Here is an 18,720-nt window from a genome sequence, read left to right as displayed (position 1 = left end):
CGAGAGCGCAGATTTTAGCGGCTCGTGAGGCTTAAATTTAAAAATATTCGCAAGGAGCGCGGATGAATGAGCAAAATTTAAAATATATCGCAAATTTAAAAGTGCAGGACGTGCCGTGGAGCAGGCTCACGACCGCTTACGGCAGGGCGAGCGAGTTTGCTGAAATTTTTGAGAAACTCGCGCGGGCAATCGAAGCTTGTGATGCGGCGCGCAGTTCGGGTGGCGAGCAAAATTTAATAAGCAAGCCCGGCGCAGGGCAAAATTTAAAAAGCAAGCCCGGTTGCTGGCAAAATTCTACGGATGCGGTAAGATGCGGCGCGGCGCAAAATTCCGTAAATTTAGCGCAAAAGAGCGAGTCCAAATTTCAAAAGGCGGATAACGGGGCTGCGAAATTTAAAGCGGGCGGAGAGACGGAGCTTAAAACAGACGCGGCGAAGTGCGGCGAGGCGGAATTTAAGAGTGCGGATAGCGCGGCGATAAAATTTAAAGCGAGCCAGGCGAGTAAATTTAAAACGAGCGCGGCGGATGAGAGCTCGGATGCGAGCGAGCGGGAAAAATTTGATACCAAAGCTATCCAGGACGCGCTTAGTAAGATTTTTAACGAGATAGAGCATCAAAGTACGCTTTGGCACGCAACCCCTTTTGCGCTGCTCTTTTTGGCGCGCATCTTTATGCGGGCGCGAGCGGCTGCGGGCAAAAACGCGAATAAAAATAATCAAAACGCCGCTGCGGAAGAAATCGGCGGAAATAATCAGAACGTGGCGGATAGAAATGCGGATAAAAGCTGGCAAAATGATGCGGCGAGTAGAAACGACGAAAACTGCGAAAACGAAGCGGCAGGCTTTATCGCGGCTCGGCTCGGCAGGTTTTTTTCGTTTATGATTGAGATTTGCGATGATGCCGATAAGATCTCGTACGCAGCGCCGCTGTCGAACTTTTCGGATATGCTTGCGGAAAAATATCTGTGGCCGCAGAGCGATGAGAATGACGAGGAGCGCTGGGAGGAGTACTTTTACGACGATGAGCTATTTTACAGCCTCTATTTTTATTCGCGGGCGGTTTTGGACGCGACGGGAGTGGACTTTGCGCAGTTTAAGCCTGGGACGGGTGGCGTTTAAGGCTGCGCCATCTCGCCTTTTGATTCTAAATTTAGCGCAACGCGGCGCGCTTTGGCGACGCTTTGTTTAAATTTAGACTTCAGAAAATTTTAAATTTTTTAAAAATTTACGGCGTGCGGAATTTACAGATCGTCTGTTTAAATTTAAAATTCGCGCGATTTTTTTTGATTGGCGGTATGGTTAAAGTGCGGGTAAAGCTTTTAAATTTAGATCGCCGCGAAGCTACAAACTCGCTTGTGGCGCGGCTTTTTATGTGGTTTTAAAAAGATACCAATTCGGCGCAATTTTTTCTATCATTATAAACTCGCTAGGGCTCATTTGCGGCAGGTCAGCTTCATCTTGCACCCGCAAAAAGCCCACGGAGTTATCGGTGATCCCACCGATAAGCAGCATAAATCTTTTGCCCTCCGTCTCGGCGTGAGAGAGATGCAGGCTTTTGATCTCCGCCTTTGCGCGCTCGGACTCGCCGCCGGCGTAAAGCTCGTAAATTTTTTCAAATGCCGCTAGATTTTGTTTTCCAAACTCCATGAGCTCTTTATCGGGCGCTAAGATTAGCTTTAAATTTGCGATATCGGCATCGGTTTTTTGCTCAAACTCCCGCTTCTGCGCCTCGCTAAATTTTTCATATTCGCTTACAACGGCCTCAATAATGGCAGTTTGCGCCAAAACCCTCACGGCGTAGATCCCGTCCTCCTTGGTATAGACGTAAAGATCGAAGTGCTTCTCTTTGCAGCCCAAGAATACATGAAAAATCTCGCTAAATTCGTCGCTGCGTCCAAGCGGAGCGATCGTGATTTCGCTATAGTTATCCGCCGCGTAGAATTTGCGCTTTAAATAGCTTCTCATCTCGCCTTTGAAATAAAGATTTTTATCGAAGTTTGCGTCGCTAAACAGCGAGCGGACGAGCTCTTCATTGGGGCTCGCGTTTAGGTTTAACGCACAGCTTGCGCAAAGTATTAGAGGAGCAAAAATTTTTGAAAATCCTGCCGTTTTAAAAAATCTGAATAAGCTCAAAATTTAGCCTTTTGAAATTTTATAAATTTAAAAAGTCTATAAATTCTGGAAGTTTTAAAATTTTGCAAATTTTAAAACTCCGTAAATTTTCGCCTTTTATAGGTTCGCCATCGCTTCAGCGCGCGCAAGAAGCTGCTTTGCGCCCTTTTCGATAAAAACGCGCGCGAGCTCCGTGCCTACGCTTTGGTATTGAGATTTTTGCGCGACGATGCTTTGACGGATACTCTCGCTGCCGTCGGGCAGGCCAACTATCGCGCTGATGTGGATATTTTCGCCCTCAAGGCGCGCGTTGATGCCGATCGGCACCTGGCAGCCGCCCTCCAAAACTCTGACAAAATCCCGCTCCACGGTCGTTTCGATAATCGCGCGTTCGTCTTTTAGAAATTCTATCGCGCGCAGGATTTGCGGCTCGTCCACCGCCTCGATGCCGAGCGCTCCTTGCCCCATCGCAGGGATCATCTGCAAGACCTCAAAGGGCGCTACGTGCTTTACCTCGGCGCGTAAATTTAATCGGTTGATGCCCGCCATCGCCAAGATGATCGCGTCAAATTCCCCGTCTTTGAGCTTTCGCAAGCGAGTTTGGACGTTGCCGCGCAAGGAGATTATCTCTAAATCAGGCCGCATGCTAAGCAGCTGCATCTTGCGGCGAAGGCTCGTGGTACCGACTTTTGCGCCGCGAGGTAGCTCGCCGAATTTAGAGTATTTTTCGCTGATCATCGCATCGCGCACATCTTCGCGCGCGCAGATCGCCGCTAGCACTAGCCCCTGCGGAAACTCCACGGGCACGTCTTTTAGGCTATGTACGGCGATGTGTGCTTCGCCGCGAAGCATGCTCTCCTCAAGCTCCTTCGTAAAAAGCCCCTTGCCGCCGATCTTTGCAAGCGGCGTGTCTAAAATTTTATCGCCTTTGGTTTTCATGCTTTTTAGCTGCGCTTGGATGCCGCTAGCTTCAAGCAGCGACGCGATATGTTCGCTCTGCCACAGTGCAAGCACACTGCCGCGAGTAGCGATGATCAAATTTTTCATTTTTTCTCTCCTATGCTTTTTCTAATCTCAATTTCGTTCTCTTCGATCACCTCAACGTCGATTACGTCATTGCTTGCGCGGCTGCGTCGCCAGAATTTTCGCTCTCTTTTTTCGGAATTTTCGCTGCTAGCGTTAAATTTAGGCACGTCGCTGGTGACGCAGTAAAACGACGCAGTGATTATGCAAACGCCCAAAATATCGCCGAAAATGCCAGGTGCAATGAGAAAAACGCCGCCTACGACGAAGCCCACGCCGCTTAAAATTTCCTTCGGCGAGATTTTCATTAGATTAAAAAAGCCCATCCACGAGCGGTTTGCTACGACGTAACCGCCTAAAATCGCGCTTATGACGATCTCTACCGCATACGCCGCGAAGCCGTTTGCGCTTACGAAATAATAGGTCGTAAATGCCTCAATTATCAGATATGGAACAATCAAAAGCCTAAACATATTTTTCCTTGAATTATCGCTTTAAGCCGCGCCTCTTTAAAGACGCTAAAATTTAATCGCGGATTTTAGCAAATTCCGTCTGAATTTTTAATGTATCGCAAGAGCCCCTCGCAGCCGCGCTTGATATCTGCGTAGCAGCGCTCAAAGTCGCGCGTGTAGTAGGGATCGGCGATTTGTAGGCGTCGGGGATCGATCAAATTTAAACCGATGTCTTTTAAATTTAAGCCGGTTTGTTTTAGCGCGCCTTTAAAATTTGGCGCATCGCAGTCTGTAAAATTTCTCTCTTCAAATTCTAAAAGAAATTTTACCTTAGCCATATCCTTGCCGCGAAAAATTCGCCCCAGCGAGCGCATATTTTCATCGTCCATACAAAGAATGAGATCGTAGCGCTCGTAGTCTGCGGGTGTGACCTGCACGGCGCGATGCGCTACGAGTGGCACCTTTTGCTCTTTTAGCACGCGCTGCGTTTCGTAATAGGGCGGCGAGCCGATCTCGTCGGTGTGCGTCGCCGCGGAATTTACGCTCACGCGCGCTTTAAGTTCGCTTTGATTAATAAAATTTTGCATCACGGACTGCGCCATCGGCGAGCGGCAGATGTTACCGTGACAGACGAAAAGTAGCCTCACACGCGCCTACTGCGTGATGATGTCGTAGTTTTTGGGGATTGCGGGCTTAAAGATCGCCTCGTTTACCGGCGCGTTTTTGCGGACATTGCTTAGATTGATGACGACCTTATTGTCCATTTTGTCGGTGTAGCTGATTTTGCTCGGCAGATCACCTTTTAGCTCGATTAGATATTTCACATCGTCGAAGCTCGCCTCATAAACGCCGTTTTTATTGGGTTTTGCGTTCGCTAGGATCGCGGTTAAATTCGGCGTTTCTTTGATATTTGTGATGATAGCTTGCTCGAGTTCCGGCTCGATTACGACGACCTTTGTGAAGCTAAAAAATATATTTTTTATCGCAGGGGTCTTGTAATGCCACACGGCGTGCTCTTTCGTGGCGCTAAAATCGCCGCCGTAGCTAATTTTCGCATCGTCGCTCTGCACGGTTTGCGAAAAATTTGCGCTCAGCGTGTTAAATTCTATTCCGCCCGCAAACGCAAAAACGCAGCTTGCCGCTAAAGAAATAAGAGTTTTTTTCATAAATTTTGCCTTTATTATTTGAAAATTTGCGCGTATTATAGCCGTTTTTCTAGGATTTAATTAAATAGAAACTAAAAATATGTTAATATGCGCGGTTAAAATTTTAAAACTAAGGTTTGAGATGTTTAAAAAGGTCATCCACGGGATTTTCGGTACTAAAAACGATAGGATCGTCAAACAATACGCCAAGCGCGCGGCGCAGATCAGCGCGCTTGAAGAAAACTACGCGGCGATGGACGATGCGGCGCTTAAGGCGGAATTTGAAGCGTTAAGAGCGCAAGTTCGCGCGGGCGAAAAGAGCACGGATGACGTGCTTAACGAAGTGTTTGCTATCGTGCGAGAGGCGGGCAAAAGAGTGCTAAATATGCGTCACTTCGACGTTCAGCTGATAGGCGGTTTGGTGCTAAACGACGGCGCGATTGCCGAGATGAAAACGGGCGAAGGAAAGACCCTCGTAGCAACTTTGGCGGTAGTGCTAAATGCGATGGAGGGCAAGGGCGTTCACGTCGTGACCGTAAACGACTACTTAGCCAAGCGAGATGCCGAGCAGATGGGCGAGCTATATGAATTTTTAGGGCTTAGCACCGGCGTGATCGTAGGTGGAGAATACGATGACGCCAAGCGCAAGGCTGCATACGCGTGCGACATCACTTATGGCACAAACAACGAGTTTGGCTTTGACTACCTGCGCGATAATATGAAATTTAGCGCGGATGAAAAGGTGCAGCGTGGGCATCATTTCGTAATCGTCGATGAAGTAGATAGCATCCTGATCGACGAAGCTAGGACGCCACTTATCATTTCAGGTCCTACGAACCGCACTCTAGACGGCTACATCAAGGCAAATGAAGTAGCTCACCAAATGATCCGCGGTGAGGCGCCAGCAGATCCTAAAGGCAAGGCGACGGGCGATTTTACCGTAGATGAGAAGAACCGCGCCGTTTTGATTACAGAGGCAGGAATCTCAAAAGCCGAGAAGCTTTTTGGCGTGGATAACCTCTATAGCCTTGAAAATGCCGTGCTTAGCCACTACCTTGATCAAGCACTTAAGGCGAATTATCTATTTGAAAAGGATGTGCACTACGTCGTGCGCGACGGGCAGGTCATAATCGTGGATGAATTTACGGGTCGTCTTAGCGAAGGGCGCAGATTCAGCGAAGGCTTGCACCAGGCTCTTGAAGCTAAAGAGGGCGTGCAGATCCAGGAGGAGAGCCAAACTCTTGCCGACATTACCTTTCAAAACTACTTCCGTCTTTACGAAAAACTTGCTGGTATGACGGGTACGGCGCAGACGGAAGCAACGGAATTTTCTCAAATTTACAAACTCGAAGTAGTCTCTATCCCTACAAACGTGCCGGTCATCAGAAAGGATCAAAACGATCTTATCTACAAGACCGAGCGCGAGAAATTTGACGCCGTCATAAATGAGATCAAGCGGCTAAATTCCAAAGGTCAGCCCGTGCTAGTAGGTACGGCGTCTATCGAAAAGAGCGAGAAGCTGCACGAGCTTTTGGTCAAAGAAAACATCGCGCACTCCGTGCTAAACGCCAAAAATCACGAGCGCGAGGCGCAGATTATCGCCGAGGCGGGTGCTAAAGGCGCGGTGACGATCGCTACGAATATGGCCGGACGCGGCGTGGATATCCGCATAAACGATGAAGTGCGCGCTTTGGGCGGGCTGTATATTTTAGGTACCGAGCGTCACGAAAGTCGCCGTATCGACAACCAACTCCGCGGTCGAAGCGGACGTCAGGGCGATCCGGGCGAGAGTAGATTTTTCTTAAGCCTGGAGGATAATCTACTTAGAATTTTCGGTAGCGACAAGATCAAAAATATCATGGATCGCTTGGGTTTGAAAGACGGCGAACATATCGAATCAGGCATGGTTTCGCGCGCAGTAGAAAATGCACAAAAAAAGGTCGAGAGCTTGCATTTTGAAGCGCGTAAAAATATCCTAGAATACGACGACGTCGCAAATGAGCAGCGCAAGACGATCTATAAATATCGCAACGAGCTTTTGGACCCCGACTACGATCTGAAAGATAAAATCGTCCAAAACCGCGAGGAGTACATCTCTAGCGTGCTTGAGGAGCTTGAAATTTTCGACGGCGTAAATATCAAAGAGGTCGATAAATTCCCGATCGTCGCCAAAATCGCTCAAGAAACGGGCGAGGTACTCGAAAACAGCGAACTTGAGAAGGTCGATGATTTCAAAGAGCTAAAAGAAAAGATCGTCGGCGCGCTTGCCGTTTCGTATGAAAATAAAATGGAGCCGATCGATCCGCAGCAGCGCAAAAGTATCGAAAAGATGCTTTATCTGCAGATCGTCGATCGCGACTGGCGGGAGCATCTGTATCAGATGGATATCCTAAAGGCGGGTATCGGACTTCGCGGCTACAACCACAAAGACCCGCTTACGGAGTATAAAAAGGAGAGCTACAACCTTTTTATGGAGCTTGTAATGCGCCTCAAATCCGACAGCATCCGCTTGCTGCATTCGATCCAGTTTAAATCTAGGGAGGAGATCGAAGCCGAGCAGCGCGCGATGCAGGAGCGCATGGAGAGCTCAAACGCCAAAGAGCTCGCCGCCGCAAGCACGAATGAAGCGCAGCTAAAGGGCCCTGATGAGTTTGGCGACAAAAAGCCTAAGCGAAACGATCCTTGCCCTTGCGGCAGCGGCAAGAAATACAAAGACTGCCACGGCAAGGGCGGTCCGAAAAAAGGCGGCTTTGCAAGGTAAACGTGGCGATCGGTCCTAAGTATCGCACGATCGGTGATCTCGATTGCGAGCATTGCGCGATCGGCGCTTTTTGACCTTGCCTTACTTTGGTATTTAGCGGATCGGTCGCGGGCGGAAAGCGTCATAAAATTTTAAAAGAGGCTTAATCGCGAGGCGGCGCGGACAGAAATTTTAAAAGAGCTTGATCGCTAGGCGGTGCGGACGGTGCGCAAAGCTGCGCGAGAGAGCGGAATTTTGGTTTTAAAATTTCAAAGCACACTTAGTGCCCTTGGCTACTTGTTTTCGCAGCGCCGTTGCGGTGCGCCGGTGCGGCAAAACGCAAGCCAATCAGCGCGTGATACTTAAATTTAGCGTACGGCTAGGACACTGCGTGGCATTTGAAATTTTAAATTTATGCGACGCGGGCGAGCTTACAAGCGAAATCAGCCTTAAATTTTAAGAATTTCAAAATTCTAAAGAGTTTTAAATTTCTAAAATTTTAAAGTTTCGAGGCATTTGAAATTTTAAAATTTAGAATTCGGGTTTAAAATTTCAAAGTTTTGGCAAGACGATATGTTTGATTTGCCGTATCGGATATCTTGGGGCGAATTTCATTGCGTATAAATAGATTTCGGCGCGATTTTAAATTTCAAAGCCGGCTGGAGCTTCTATATTTGACGCTGCAAAACCTGTTTTTGGAATTTTAAAATTCCAAAATACTTAAAATTTCACATAGAATTTAACGCTAAATTTTATGTGAAATTTTACAAGGACGGCTTTTTGGTAAAGTATTTATTATTCAAATATCTCAGATTCGACCGCTCTCAGCCCTTCATTACGCTTTCAGCGCTGCTTGCGTTCTTGGGCGTCGGCGTGGGGCTTACGGTGCTGATCGTTGCAATGGCGATAATGAACGGCTTTGATAAAGAATTCGAGCGCAAGCTCTTTACGATGAACTACCCGATCACGATCCACAGCCATTTTCGCGGCGGTATTTCAAAAGACGACGTGGAGGGGCTGCGGGCGGACTTTCCCGATCTAATCTTTAGCCCGTATATTAGCTCGCAAGTTATCGCTAAAAGCGGCGAGAAGCTCGAGGGCGGGCTGATTTTTGGCGTAAATTTAAACGACGAAAAGCGCATCAACTCCGTCGTCGCGGCAGGCGCCAAAGACGCTAATCTAACGGACTACGGCATCATGATAGGGCGCGGGATCAAAGACGAGTTTATGTTGGATGAGGGCAGCAAGATCACGATGATCTTTACGAAGAGCGATCCGGGCGGCTTTGCGCTGATCCCTAAGATGAAGCGCTTTGACGTGCGCGCGGATTTCAGCTCGGGGCTGATCGCCTACGACAAGGCGTATTCCTACGCGGACGCAAGCGATTTAGCCAAAATTTTGGGCTACGACGAGGGGACCTTCGACGGCGTGCATGTTTTTTCAAACGATCCGTTTAAAGACCTGGAGCGCATCAAAAGAAGCCTCCCCGGCGGTGCTAGCGCCGTGGGCTGGTGGCAGCAAAACGGCAATTTTTTCAGCGCCCTTGCGCTTGAAAAGCGCGCGCTTTTCATCGTGCTGATGCTGATAATCCTGGTCGCGAGCCTAAATATCGTAAGCTCGCTCCTGATGACCGTGATGAACCGTCGCCAAGAGATCGCGCTTTTACTTAGCTTGGGAGCCAGCAAAAAGGAGGTTAAAAGAACCTTTTTCGCGCTCGGAGCCACGATCGGCGGCGGCGGCATCATATTCGGGCTTATTTTGGGCCTATTTGGCGTGTGGCTGCTCGGAAGCTTCGACATCGTAAATCTACCGGCCGACGTTTACGGAAGCTCGAAGCTGCCGATGGAGCTCTCGCTAGGCGATTTGGCGATGATTTTAATCGGCGCGGTGCTTATCGTGGCGCTATCGTCGTGGTACCCGGCCAAAAAAGCCACGCAAATCGACGTTCTGCAAACGCTGCGCAACGAGTAAATTTACGCGGCGCTTTAAAATTTAGCTAAATTTTAAAATTTCAGAGCGGCGCGGCTGTGTTCGGAGCGGTATTTCGGCGTGCGGACGGAGGCTGCGCGATCTTGCACGGCGCGCGTTGCGTAAATGTCGCACTAAATATGATTTGCATCGCCAGAATTTTGATTCTTTCGCGAGATTGTAAGCTGCGCGAAGCCTAAATTTTGACGTAATTTGTGTCGTTAGAATTCGCCAAAATTTTAAATTTAAAAAGAGGGCAAATTTTATGAAATGCTTTCTAAATTTTGTAAAATTTTGAAATCACTCAAAGATGAAATCATAAAAATTTTGAAAGGAGCTATGGTGCAAAAGATCGTTTTGTTTCTGTTCGCGGCGCTGTTTCTATGCGGCTGCTCTAGGAGCGGACCGCAAGATGTCCCAGAGCCAGAGCAAAATAAGGCGCCCGGCTACCATTATACAGGCTACTATTACGCATAAGACGTATATTGCGCGGTGGGCGCGATGCGGAGCGTTTAAAGGCGAGCAAATAACAAGGTCGTAGTAGTTCTTGCTCAAACAAGGCTTCATTCTGCAATACAAGCCGTGGCCTGAATGTAGCGGCGACAAGGCGTCCATCCGTCTATAATGACGATAAAATTTAGGCTTATTTGAGCAGGCATAAATTCAGGACGAAATTCTTTTTAAAATTCTTTCAAATTCCCATAAAATCCCGCTGAATAAATCTAAATTTTATAAATTTTAGGGTAACATTTGCCTTATTTTTCAAAAAGGCTTTAAATGACTTTAATCGACGGCAAAAGCATAAGCGCGAAGGTAAAAGATGAGATCAAATCAGCCGCTTCGGATCTTGCCGCAAAGGGCGTAGAGCCCGCGCTGGCGGTGATTTTGGTAGGCGAGGACGCGGCTAGTAAGACCTATGTCGCGAGTAAGGAAAAAGCCTGCGCCGCCTGTGGGATCCGATCCGTAGCGCACCGCTTGAACTCCGATGTGAGCGAGGCGGCGCTTTTAGAACTGATAGAAAATTTAAACGAAGACGAAAGTATCGACGGCATCTTGGTGCAGCTGCCGCTTCCAAAGCACATTGATACGAATAAAATTTTAGAAAAAATAAGCCCGCAAAAGGACGTGGACGGATTTAGCGCGATAAACGTAGGCAAGCTTACTAGTGGGCTTTCGGACGGTTTTGCGCCTTGCACTCCGCTTGGCGTGATGCGCCTGCTTGAGGAATACGGCGTGCAGATCTCGGGCAAAAATGCCGTCGTGCTAGGTCGCAGCAATATCGTCGGAAAGCCGATGGCGAGCCTGCTGTTAAATGCCGATGCCACCGTCACTATCGCTCATAGTAAGACGAAAAACCTAAAGCAACTTTGCGCAGACGCCGACATTTTGGTCGCGGCGGTCGGTAGGGCGCATTTTGTGGACGCCGATATGATAAAACAAGGCGCGGTAGTGATCGATGTGGGGATCAATCGCGGCGAGGACGGCAAACTAAGGGGCGACGTCGATTTTGATGCGGTAGCGCCAAAATGCTCGTTCATCACGCCCGTGCCCGGAGGCGTGGGTCCGATGACGATTGCGATGCTTTTAAGCAATACGATAAAATCGGCGAAAAATCGCTTAAGACAAAGAGTCTAAATGAAAATACTAAGCAAAATTTATCACTTTTTATCGAGTTGGACGGGAACGGTCATCGTCGTTTTATTCGTCATTCTTTTTGTTGCGCAAGCCTTCGTGATCCCCAGTGGATCGATGCGCACTACGCTTTTGGAGGGCGATTTTTTATTCGTTAAAAAATTTAGCTACGGCATCCCGACTCCGCATATTCCTTTTGTAGAGTGGCAGGTAGCTCCAGACAGCGACGGAGATGGGCATATCATCCGCGGCAAGGGTCCGAAGCGCGGCGACATCGTGGTTTTTCGCTATCCGCTTAATGAAAAAATGCACTTTGTAAAGCGAAATTTTGCCGTAGGCGGTGACGAGGTGATATTTGATCTGAATAATTTCTACCTTCGCCCGCATGAAGGCGATGAGTTCATTGCCGCAAACTATGATGCCCGCGACATTGTGATTTTGGGCGGCGAAAAATATGTTAAAGAGCCGTATAAATTTAAGGGCATCCACTACGACCCTAATGCTAGGAACTCGATGCTAACAAATGTCAAAATCGCACTTGAGAAGGGTGAATTTTCTATGAAGCCCATTAGTCTAAGCGAAATTCCTCACAGCTTCGAAGCTGCGGGGATAAGCTTTAATGCCTTTTACATCAAAGTGCCGCAGGATGAGTATTTTATGATAGGCGATAATCGAAATAATTCCGCCGATAGCCGCTTCTGGGGTCCGGTACCTTATCGTCTGATCGTCGGTAAGCCGTGGTTTACATATTTTAGTATCGATGCTGATCGCAAGATCCGCTGGGAACGAATCGGGCGTTTCGTCGATACCTTGCAAAACGACGAGAGCCTGATCTACGAGCAAAAATAAGGAGTGGCAATGCAAATAAATAAAATTTTCATAGCGAGCGATCACGCGGGCTTTCGTACCAAAGAGCAAGCCAAAAAAACGCTCGCCGCTTTAGGTTACGAAGCGGTCGATCTTGGCACGCATAGTGCCGAAGCGAGCGTGGACTATCCCGATTTTGCAGGCGCACTGGCGGAAGCTATTTTAGCTGAATGTGAAGCCTGCGCGAGAAGTGAAAATTTTAAAGAAAACGACGGCATAAATTCTGCTGCAGCCGCGGAAAATTCTGAAGCAGGCGGTAATGGCGGCAGCGAAAATTCCAGCGCGAGTATAAACGGTAGCGGAAATTTTAACGACGCCGTACAATGTAGCGAGAAAAATGAAAATTTTAACTCTGTTAAAAACGCTAGTCGTCAAAATTTTAACGCTAGCGAAAGCAAGACTACCAGCGCAAATGCAGCCGTAAGCCAGAATGCGAGCAAAGATAAAATTTTAAATTCCACCGACTACGGCATTTACGGCGTTTTGATTTGCGGTACGGGCATCGGTATCAGCATCGCCGCAAATCGTCACGCTCACATCCGCTGCGCGCTGTGTCATGACGCAACGAGCGCTAGACTAGCCAGAGAGCATAACGACGCCAACGTCCTAGCCTTCGGTGAGCGATTGATGGGCGCGCTAGTGATTGAAGATATGATTAGGGCGTTTTTCGGCACTGATTTTGCGGGCGGTAGGCACATTAAGCGCGTCGCAAAGCTAGCTGCTTGCGGCAGTGCGAATTTTACGCATGGATTTGATGGGGAGAATTTCATGCAGAATTCCGCTCAAAATTTTGCGGAACAAATCTGTGACGCTAATTTAAACGGACGAAATTCCAAATTAAGCTTCGGTGGCAAAAATCCTTCTAGCAAAAATCCTATCGACACGGATTCCGAATTAAATTGTGCACGGAGCTTTAACGATAAAAATTCCTTCTTTACCGGCAAGAATCCCTTGATAAGCTTTTGCGGTGCACGTCATATAAATTTAGATTCGACGCACGCAAAGATAATCTTTAATGAGAAAAATCCGCTAGATAAAAATTCCACTAGCACAAATTCTACGTTGAATTTTACGCGTGAGAATGTTTGCGATAAAAATTTCACTCAAAAAGCTAGCCGCAAAGATTTTGTCAGTTTGAACCCAGCAATTATAAATTTCAAGGCTAAAAATTCTGTTTGCATGAGCGTTAAGCCAGAAAACGTAAATTGCGCTAGTGCGGGTTTAACAGATGAGAATTCTGCTATTACGAGCGTAAATTTAAAGGGAGCAAATCTTTCTAGTGCGTATTTTAGGAGCATAAAATCTGTCTATTTTAGCGCGACTCCCGTTACTATGCGCTTTGCAAATCCAAATGAAGGAGACGAGCAATGAGCGTAGTATTAGGCGTTTTAGCGCTATTTTTTGCAGCACTACTTATTCTATCGATCCGAAAAAATTCTAAAATTTACGCCTTACTTCGAAAGAGCGAAGAAAGAATTTCAAAGCTTAAAAGCGATAACGAAAAGCTCAAAACTGCCCTTCGCTTCGGCATTGAGGCCCTGCAAAATGAGGAGAGCGAAAACTGCAGCTTAAAAATCCAAAACGCAAGATTGAAAAGAGGTAAGCTATGAAAAGTCTAAGCAGCGAGCAAAAAAGCTATTTATTTCGCTCGATCCGCACCGTGCGCGACTTCCCAAAGCCCGGTATTTTGTTTTACGATATCACGACGCTCGTAGGCGATCGCGAGGCGTTTAATTTCCTGCTTGATCATCTAGCCGAGCGCTACGCCGATTATGGACTTGATTACATAGTAGGCATAGAAAGTCGCGGATTTATTTTTGCAGCGGCACTTGCTGCGAGGTTGAGGGTTGCTTTTGTGCCAATTAGAAAGCCAAAGAAGCTTCCTTATATCACGATTTCGCAAAAATACAGCCTTGAATACGGCTTCGATCAGGTCGAGATGCATGTGGATGCATTCTCTGGCGTGCAAGATGCCAAGGTGCTGCTAATCGACGATCTAATCGCCACCGGAGGTACCGCACGGGCGGCATTAGATCTCATCGCACAGACGCAGGCTAAGTGCGTCGAAGCCTGCTTTTTGCTAAATTTACGTGAGTTAAACGATCTAGGCGAGTTTTCGCGACGCACAAATGTTTATTGCGTTTTAGAGGCGTAATTTTGGAAGAGCTACTTAAAAATTTACTGCAAGAATACCACCAATACGCCTATATCGTGCTTTTTGTTTGGTGTATTTTAGAAGGCGAAATTGCTCTGATTTTAGGCGGCATAATGGCGCACGAAGGGCACATAAATTTGCCGCTAGGTATCTTTGTCGCGGGCCTTGGGGCATTTTGCGGCGATCAGTTTTATTTTTATATCGGTCGCTACAATAAAAAATATATCAGTAAAAAGCTCGCGGCACAGCGCCGAAAATTTGCGATCGCGCACCTGCTTTTGCAACGCTACGGCTGGCCGATAATTTTAATGCAGCGCTATATGTATGGCTTCCGCGTCATCATCCCGATGAGTATCGGTATCACTCGCTACAGCGCAAAGAAATTTGCGATTATCAATCTTTTTAGCGCTTGGTGCTGGTCGGGTGCGACGATGGTTTTGGCGTGGTATTTCGGCGAGGAGATCTGGAGCGGGCTGCGGCTAATCGAGCAACACTGGTATTTTGCGATACCTATCATAGGCGGGATTTTATATCTATTTTTTAGGTTATTTAAACGTATGGAAAATCACTTTATGAGCTCACGAAAGGAACGAGATGAAAGTAAAACTACTAGATCGTAAAATTAACGAGATAGAGGCGGATTTTGAAGTTATTTTAGTCGTAGATAAAAATTTAAATCACGAATTTATTAAAGACGCGGATAAGTTTGCGCTTTTTAATTACAAAGGCGAGGGCAATCTGCTGCTTGCCGAGAGTGGACGGCTGTACATCGGCGTCAAGGCGCTAGAATATGACCGCGTCCGCACAGCACTTGCAAGTGCATACAACGCGCTTAAGGGCTACGCAATTAAAAATTTCAAAATCGCCTTTTACAAATGCGGCTGCGACCGCAGAAGCACGATGGCGATGGTAGAGGGCGTGCTTTTGGGCGGCTATGAGTTTAACAAATACAAAAGCGATAAAAAAAGCTCTAGCTTAAATGAAATTTTAATCTCGACGCAGGAGTATAGCGGAGCTAAGCCTGACGTGCAAAAGATGAACTACGGCGTGCAGCAGGGCATCGTGATGGCAAACGCTGCAAATTTTGCGCGCGACGGCGTCAATGAGATCCCTGAAATTTACACGCCCGAGAAGATGGCGAGCGAGGCTGAAATTCTAGCCTCGAACTACGACGACGTGAGCGTTAAAATTTACGACGAAGACTTTTTGCGCGAGCAGAATATGAATGCGTTTTTGGCGGTCAATCGCTCCAGCGCTCATCCGCCGCGCCTCATCCATCTGATCTATAAGCCGCAGCGCAGCCTAAAGCGCGTCGTTTTCGTGGGCAAAGGGCTTACTTACGACAGCGGCGGGCTAAGTCTGAAGCCTGCCGATTATATGCTTACGATGAAAAGCGACAAAAGCGGCGCGCTCGCTGCGATGGGCATCATCAAGGGCGCCGCCGAGCTCGAGCTGCCGTTTGAGATACATGCGGTCATCGGCGCTACCGAGAATATGATCGGCGGCGATTCGTATAAGCCCGACGACGTGCTACTTAGCCGCAGCGGCGTGAGTATCGAGGTTCGAAACACCGACGCGGAGGGGCGGCTCGTGCTTGCCGACTGCTTAAGCTACGCGCAGGATCTTGCTCCCGATCTACTGATAGATATGGCGACGCTTACCGGCGCTTGCGTCGTGGGGCTGGGCGAATACACGAGCGGTATAATGGGAAACAGCGAGGAGCTAAAGCGTAAATTTAAAGATCTTAGCGGATCAAGCGGCGAGCTATTTAGCATTTTGGAATTTAACGATTATCTGCGCGAGCTAATCAAAAGCAGTATCGCAGACGTCTCCAACTGCGCTTCTAGCAGGTACGGCGGCGCGATAACCGCGGGACTATTTTTGGATAAATTTATAAAAGACGAGTATAAAGACAAGTGGCTGCACCTTGATATCGCGGGGCCTGCATATCTGGAAAAGGCGTGGGGCTATTACGCGGCAGGCGCGACTGGCGCGGGCGTGAGAGCGAGCCTGTACTTCCTGCAGGCTCTAGCCAAAGAGCTGAAGGACGCGTAAATGGGGCTTTCAGTAGGGATCGTAGGGCTTCCGAACGTCGGTAAATCCACCACCTTTAACGCACTTAGCGGCGCGCAAAACGCACAGGCGCAGAACTATCCGTTCTGCACGATCGAGCCCAATAAAGCGGTCGTGCCCGTACCCGATGCCAGGCTCGGCAAACTAGCGCAGATCGTTAAGCCCGGTCGTATCGTGCATTCGACTATCGAGTTTGTAGATATCGCGGGCCTAGTGCGCGGAGCTAGCAAGGGTGAGGGGCTGGGGAATAAATTTCTTTCAAATATCCGCGAGTGCGAGATCATCCTTCATATCGTGCGTTGCTTCGAAAGCGGCGACATAACTCACGTCGAAGGCTGCGTCGATCCTATCCGCGATATCGAGATCATCGAAACCGAGCTTATTTTAGCGGACATCGAGCAGCTTAGCCGCAAGATCGAGCGCCTCGGCAAGGAAGCCAAAGCAAATCAAAAGGGCGCTAAAGAGGCGCTAGCCGTAGCAAACGAGCTTTTAGCGCATCTAAACGACGGCAAGCCCGCTTCAAATTTTGCGCTCAAAGAGGACGAAAGCTACATCGCTTTAAATCGCGAGCTGCGCCTGCTTAGCGCCAAAGATGTAATCTACGGCGCAAACGTGGACGAAGACGGCATCGCGCAGGATAACGAATATGTCGCGCGCGTAAAAGAATACGCAAATGCCCGTGGCGCCGAGGTGATCAAGCTCTGCGCCAAGATCGAAGAGGAGCTCATAGGGCTAAGCGACGAGGAGACGCACGAGATGCTGCAAAGCCTGGGCGCGCAGCAAAGCGGGCTGGAGCTCATCATCAAGCGCTCCTTTGCTAAGCTCAGCCTCATCAGCTACTTTACCGCGGGCGAGATGGAGGTGCGCGCGTGGACGATCACGAAGGGCTGGAAGGCTCCGAAGGCCGCGAGCGTGATCCACAACGACTTTGAGCGCGGATTTATCAGGGCCGAGGTGATCGGATTTGATGATTTTATCGCGTGCGGCGGCGAGAGTAGGGCGAAAGAAGCGGGCAAAATGCGCCTTGAGGGCAAGGACTACGTCGTGCAAGACGGCGACGTGATGCATTTTAGATTTAATGTTTAAATTTGCGCTGCATTCGAGCGAAATTTAAAATTTACAGAGTTTCAATTTGCGTCGAATTTGCACATCCGATTCAAATTTTTAAATTTGCGAAATTTGAATTTCTATGGCGTACGAGAATTTGGAAATTTAAAAATTTTAGTTGAAAGCAGCGATTTAAAATTTTTGAAATTTCATAAAAAATCTCTGGGATCGAATGTATGCTCGGGTTTGGCTCGATTTTAAAATTATATAAAATTTAACTCGCGCAGGACGGAACTTTAAACATTATCGTAAGTAAGCTCAACTTTACAATTCTATGCATTTTAATCCGCCGTACCTTTCGGTGGGCGAATTTCGCGCACGGACTATAGATATGAACCTTCTGCCAAAATCTGAAGCTAAAAGCAAAATCACGGGCAGAATCGAAAATTTGAGCGTCCATACATTGCGAAAAGTATCGACGCATTCGTGCTTTTTGCGTTTTCGCATACGCTGTGAAGCCTTTAATTCTAAACGAGAGTGATCACGTGCGCGTACATTTTCGCAAAGATAGGTATTTGGGTGTGCTTGCGGCTTTAGAAGTACGGCCACGCCCAGATGCTTAAGACTTTGCGCTATATGCTGTATCGGATATAATTCAGGTGCTGTATATAGCAATCGCATTTGGCTTTGTTTTTGCCGTGTCTGCGATACTGTTTGCAATATACTTTGCGTTTGCAAAAAAGGGGCTCGCTCGGTTGTAGCGAATTTCTATGATTGCGTGTCGTTAACATTGATTTTGATGGGACTTCTCGCCTATCTTGACGCGGGTGTATGAAAATTAAAATTTTAGCGCGAACGCCACAGAAAGCAGCGCGGATTTTACGAAATTTTACCGAAATTTGGAGGAAAATAATGTGGCATTTAAAAAAGAAAGCTTCAAGTGAATTGAAATTTTTCACAATTATCGGCAAGATGGAAAACTTAGAAATAGACTGGGGGCGAGACGGACTGTATATAACATTTGAGGTAAAAGGAATAAGATTTTTCGACTATCCCGATCAATGGTTTGCTGATAACGGCGATATAGTCGAGGTAACGTATTGTTATCTTTCCCCTGAGTCGCCCAGCATAACGCATATTTCGATTTTGGCTAAGTATTCAAATTATATGAGAGTGAAACAGACTCTAGCTATAATTTGGGATTTTATATTAATAGTTTTTTTAATCGTAACGTTTCCCATATGGTTTTACGGCATTAGTAAGTCATCCATTTTATTATATATTGCCTTAGGGTTCTGTATCTTACAAAGAGCTTGTAAAAAAATCAAAATTTTATATGAAATCGAGAAAAATAGAGGCTAATTTATCTTTATTTTTCGGCGTATTAACGCGTAAATAAAAAATCATTTGTCTAAGCATCGTCTTGTGCGCCTTATCATAGGTCTCATTCTGCCGCCGTAGTTTTTACGTGCGGTTGCCAAACGCCTTCAGTGTTTTTAACTTATCT

Annotated in this window: 19 protein-coding genes and 2 pseudogenes; 16 read left to right on the top strand and 5 right to left on the bottom strand. The window is 47.4% G+C overall.

Translation table 11 applies throughout. From position 1 onward, the window contains the following. Positions 1-62 precede the first annotated feature (62 nt). Positions 63-1,118 carry a hypothetical protein gene (locus QZ176_RS05755; protein WP_295151862.1) on the top strand — a complete coding sequence of 352 codons (1,056 nt, stop codon included), beginning with the start codon at positions 63-65 and terminating at the stop codon, positions 1,116-1,118. A gap of 62 nt (positions 1,119-1,180) precedes the next feature. Next, complete coding sequence (locus QZ176_RS05750) at positions 1,181-1,381, top strand: hypothetical protein (RefSeq protein WP_295151860.1); 201 nt, start codon at positions 1,181-1,183, stop codon at positions 1,379-1,381. Here QZ176_RS05750 and QZ176_RS05745 read toward each other — a convergent pair. The 5 genes from QZ176_RS05745 to lolA form a co-directional block, all read right to left on the bottom strand. Further along, complete coding sequence (locus QZ176_RS05745) at positions 1,368-2,132, bottom strand: hypothetical protein (RefSeq protein WP_295151858.1); 765 nt, start codon at positions 2,130-2,132, stop codon at positions 1,368-1,370. The genes QZ176_RS05750 and QZ176_RS05745 overlap by 14 nt on opposite strands. Before the next feature lie 96 nt (positions 2,133-2,228). Further along, positions 2,229-3,158, bottom strand: coding sequence for a hydroxymethylbilane synthase (gene hemC / locus QZ176_RS05740; RefSeq protein WP_295151856.1), 930 nt, complete (start codon positions 3,156-3,158; stop codon positions 2,229-2,231). Next, entirely contained in the window at positions 3,155-3,607 is a 453-nt protein-coding gene (locus QZ176_RS05735) for an FxsA family protein (RefSeq protein WP_295151854.1), read from the bottom strand. Before QZ176_RS05735 ends, hemC begins: the two co-directional genes overlap by 4 nt. Positions 3,608-3,672: 65 nt before the next feature. Then, a complete protein-coding gene (locus QZ176_RS05730; RefSeq protein WP_295151852.1) occupies positions 3,673-4,233 on the bottom strand; it encodes a low molecular weight protein-tyrosine-phosphatase in 561 nt (186 codons plus the stop codon). Positions 4,234-4,239: 6 nt separating this feature from the next. After that, the gene (gene lolA, locus QZ176_RS05725; protein WP_295151851.1) at positions 4,240-4,752 is read right to left on the bottom strand and encodes a LolA-like outer membrane lipoprotein chaperone; all 513 of its coding nucleotides are present in this window, start codon (positions 4,750-4,752) and stop codon (positions 4,240-4,242) included. Positions 4,753-4,873: 121 nt separating this feature from the next. Here lolA and secA point away from each other — a divergent pair, with 121 nt between their 5' ends. The 14 genes and pseudogenes from secA to QZ176_RS05655 all read left to right on the top strand — a co-directional run bounded on the left by secA (position 4,874) and on the right by QZ176_RS05655 (position 18,575). Next, positions 4,874-7,492 carry a preprotein translocase subunit SecA gene (gene secA / locus QZ176_RS05720; RefSeq protein WP_295151849.1) on the top strand — a complete coding sequence of 873 codons (2,619 nt, stop codon included), beginning with the start codon at positions 4,874-4,876 and terminating at the stop codon, positions 7,490-7,492. Positions 7,493-7,760: 268 nt separating this feature from the next. Next, positions 7,761-7,931 carry a hypothetical protein gene (locus QZ176_RS05715; protein ID WP_295151847.1) on the top strand — a complete coding sequence of 57 codons (171 nt, stop codon included), beginning with the start codon at positions 7,761-7,763 and terminating at the stop codon, positions 7,929-7,931. Positions 7,932-8,251: 320 nt separating this feature from the next. Next, entirely contained in the window at positions 8,252-9,442 is a 1,191-nt protein-coding gene (locus tag QZ176_RS05710) for an ABC transporter permease (protein WP_295151845.1), read from the top strand. A 339-nt stretch (positions 9,443-9,781) separates the two neighbouring features. Continuing rightward, a complete protein-coding gene (locus QZ176_RS05705; protein WP_295151843.1) occupies positions 9,782-9,916 on the top strand; it encodes a membrane lipoprotein lipid attachment site-containing protein in 135 nt (44 codons plus the stop codon). Between the two features lie 300 nt (positions 9,917-10,216). Further along, positions 10,217-11,074 (top strand): bifunctional methylenetetrahydrofolate dehydrogenase/methenyltetrahydrofolate cyclohydrolase FolD, encoded by an 858-nt coding sequence (gene folD, locus QZ176_RS05700; protein WP_295151841.1) that lies wholly within the window; start codon positions 10,217-10,219, stop codon positions 11,072-11,074. Continuing rightward, complete coding sequence (gene lepB / locus QZ176_RS05695; protein WP_295151839.1) at positions 11,075-11,920, top strand: signal peptidase I; 846 nt, start codon at positions 11,075-11,077, stop codon at positions 11,918-11,920. It abuts the gene before it with no gap. A gap of 9 nt (positions 11,921-11,929) precedes the next feature. After that, a pseudogene (locus QZ176_RS05690) lies at positions 11,930-12,097 on the top strand (RpiB/LacA/LacB family sugar-phosphate isomerase); the annotation flags it as partial. 315 nt (positions 12,098-12,412) lie between these two features. Next, positions 12,413-12,655 (top strand): annotated as a pseudogene (locus tag QZ176_RS05685) (RpiB/LacA/LacB family sugar-phosphate isomerase); the annotation flags it as partial. A gap of 650 nt (positions 12,656-13,305) precedes the next feature. Next, positions 13,306-13,548, top strand: coding sequence for a hypothetical protein (locus QZ176_RS05680; RefSeq protein ID WP_005870567.1), 243 nt, complete (start codon positions 13,306-13,308; stop codon positions 13,546-13,548). Next, positions 13,545-14,093 carry an adenine phosphoribosyltransferase gene (locus tag QZ176_RS05675; RefSeq protein WP_291937052.1) on the top strand — a complete coding sequence of 183 codons (549 nt, stop codon included), beginning with the start codon at positions 13,545-13,547 and terminating at the stop codon, positions 14,091-14,093. Before QZ176_RS05680 ends, QZ176_RS05675 begins: the two co-directional genes overlap by 4 nt. 2 nt (positions 14,094-14,095) lie before the next feature. Beyond that, positions 14,096-14,713 carry a DedA family protein gene (locus QZ176_RS05670; RefSeq protein WP_295151836.1) on the top strand — a complete coding sequence of 206 codons (618 nt, stop codon included), beginning with the start codon at positions 14,096-14,098 and terminating at the stop codon, positions 14,711-14,713. Next, on the top strand, positions 14,688-16,148 hold the full coding sequence (locus QZ176_RS05665) for a leucyl aminopeptidase (RefSeq protein WP_295151834.1): 1,461 nt from the start codon (positions 14,688-14,690) through the stop codon (positions 16,146-16,148). Before QZ176_RS05670 ends, QZ176_RS05665 begins: the two co-directional genes overlap by 26 nt. Beyond that, positions 16,149-17,252 carry a redox-regulated ATPase YchF gene (ychF, locus tag QZ176_RS05660; RefSeq protein ID WP_295151832.1) on the top strand — a complete coding sequence of 368 codons (1,104 nt, stop codon included), beginning with the start codon at positions 16,149-16,151 and terminating at the stop codon, positions 17,250-17,252. A 792-nt stretch (positions 17,253-18,044) separates the two neighbouring features. After that, positions 18,045-18,575: a hypothetical protein gene (locus QZ176_RS05655; RefSeq protein ID WP_295151830.1), complete on the top strand. Its 531-nt coding sequence runs from the start codon at positions 18,045-18,047 to the stop codon at positions 18,573-18,575. Positions 18,576-18,720 lie beyond the last annotated feature (145 nt).

The organism is uncultured Campylobacter sp. (genome assembly GCF_905373215.1).
Classification (GTDB): domain Bacteria; phylum Campylobacterota; class Campylobacteria; order Campylobacterales; family Campylobacteraceae; genus Campylobacter_B.
Note: the sequence above shows the minus strand (reverse complement) of the source record. Positions and strands in the feature narration are given on the sequence as shown.

Bases quoted from the DNA above. Each gene is read 5' to 3' on its own strand.
- QZ176_RS05755 (WP_295151862.1), top strand. From the start codon at position 63: ATGAATGAGCAAAATTTAAAATATATCGCAAATTTAAAAGTGCAGGAC.
- hemC (WP_295151856.1), bottom strand. From the start codon at position 3,158: ATGAAAAATTTGATCATCGCTACTCGCGGCAGTGTGCTTGCACTGTGG.
- QZ176_RS05735 (WP_295151854.1), bottom strand. From the start codon at position 3,607: ATGTTTAGGCTTTTGATTGTTCCATATCTGATAATTGAGGCATTTACG.
- lolA (WP_295151851.1), bottom strand. From the start codon at position 4,752: ATGAAAAAAACTCTTATTTCTTTAGCGGCAAGCTGCGTTTTTGCGTTT.
- secA (WP_295151849.1), top strand. From the start codon at position 4,874: ATGTTTAAAAAGGTCATCCACGGGATTTTCGGTACTAAAAACGATAGG.
- folD (WP_295151841.1), top strand. From the start codon at position 10,217: ATGACTTTAATCGACGGCAAAAGCATAAGCGCGAAGGTAAAAGATGAG.
- lepB (WP_295151839.1), top strand. From the start codon at position 11,075: ATGAAAATACTAAGCAAAATTTATCACTTTTTATCGAGTTGGACGGGA.
- QZ176_RS05680 (WP_005870567.1), top strand. From the start codon at position 13,306: ATGAGCGTAGTATTAGGCGTTTTAGCGCTATTTTTTGCAGCACTACTT.
- QZ176_RS05675 (WP_291937052.1), top strand. From the start codon at position 13,545: ATGAAAAGTCTAAGCAGCGAGCAAAAAAGCTATTTATTTCGCTCGATC.
- QZ176_RS05665 (WP_295151834.1), top strand. From the start codon at position 14,688: ATGAAAGTAAAACTACTAGATCGTAAAATTAACGAGATAGAGGCGGAT.
- ychF (WP_295151832.1), top strand. From the start codon at position 16,149: ATGGGGCTTTCAGTAGGGATCGTAGGGCTTCCGAACGTCGGTAAATCC.
- QZ176_RS05655 (WP_295151830.1), top strand. From the start codon at position 18,045: ATGAAAATTAAAATTTTAGCGCGAACGCCACAGAAAGCAGCGCGGATT.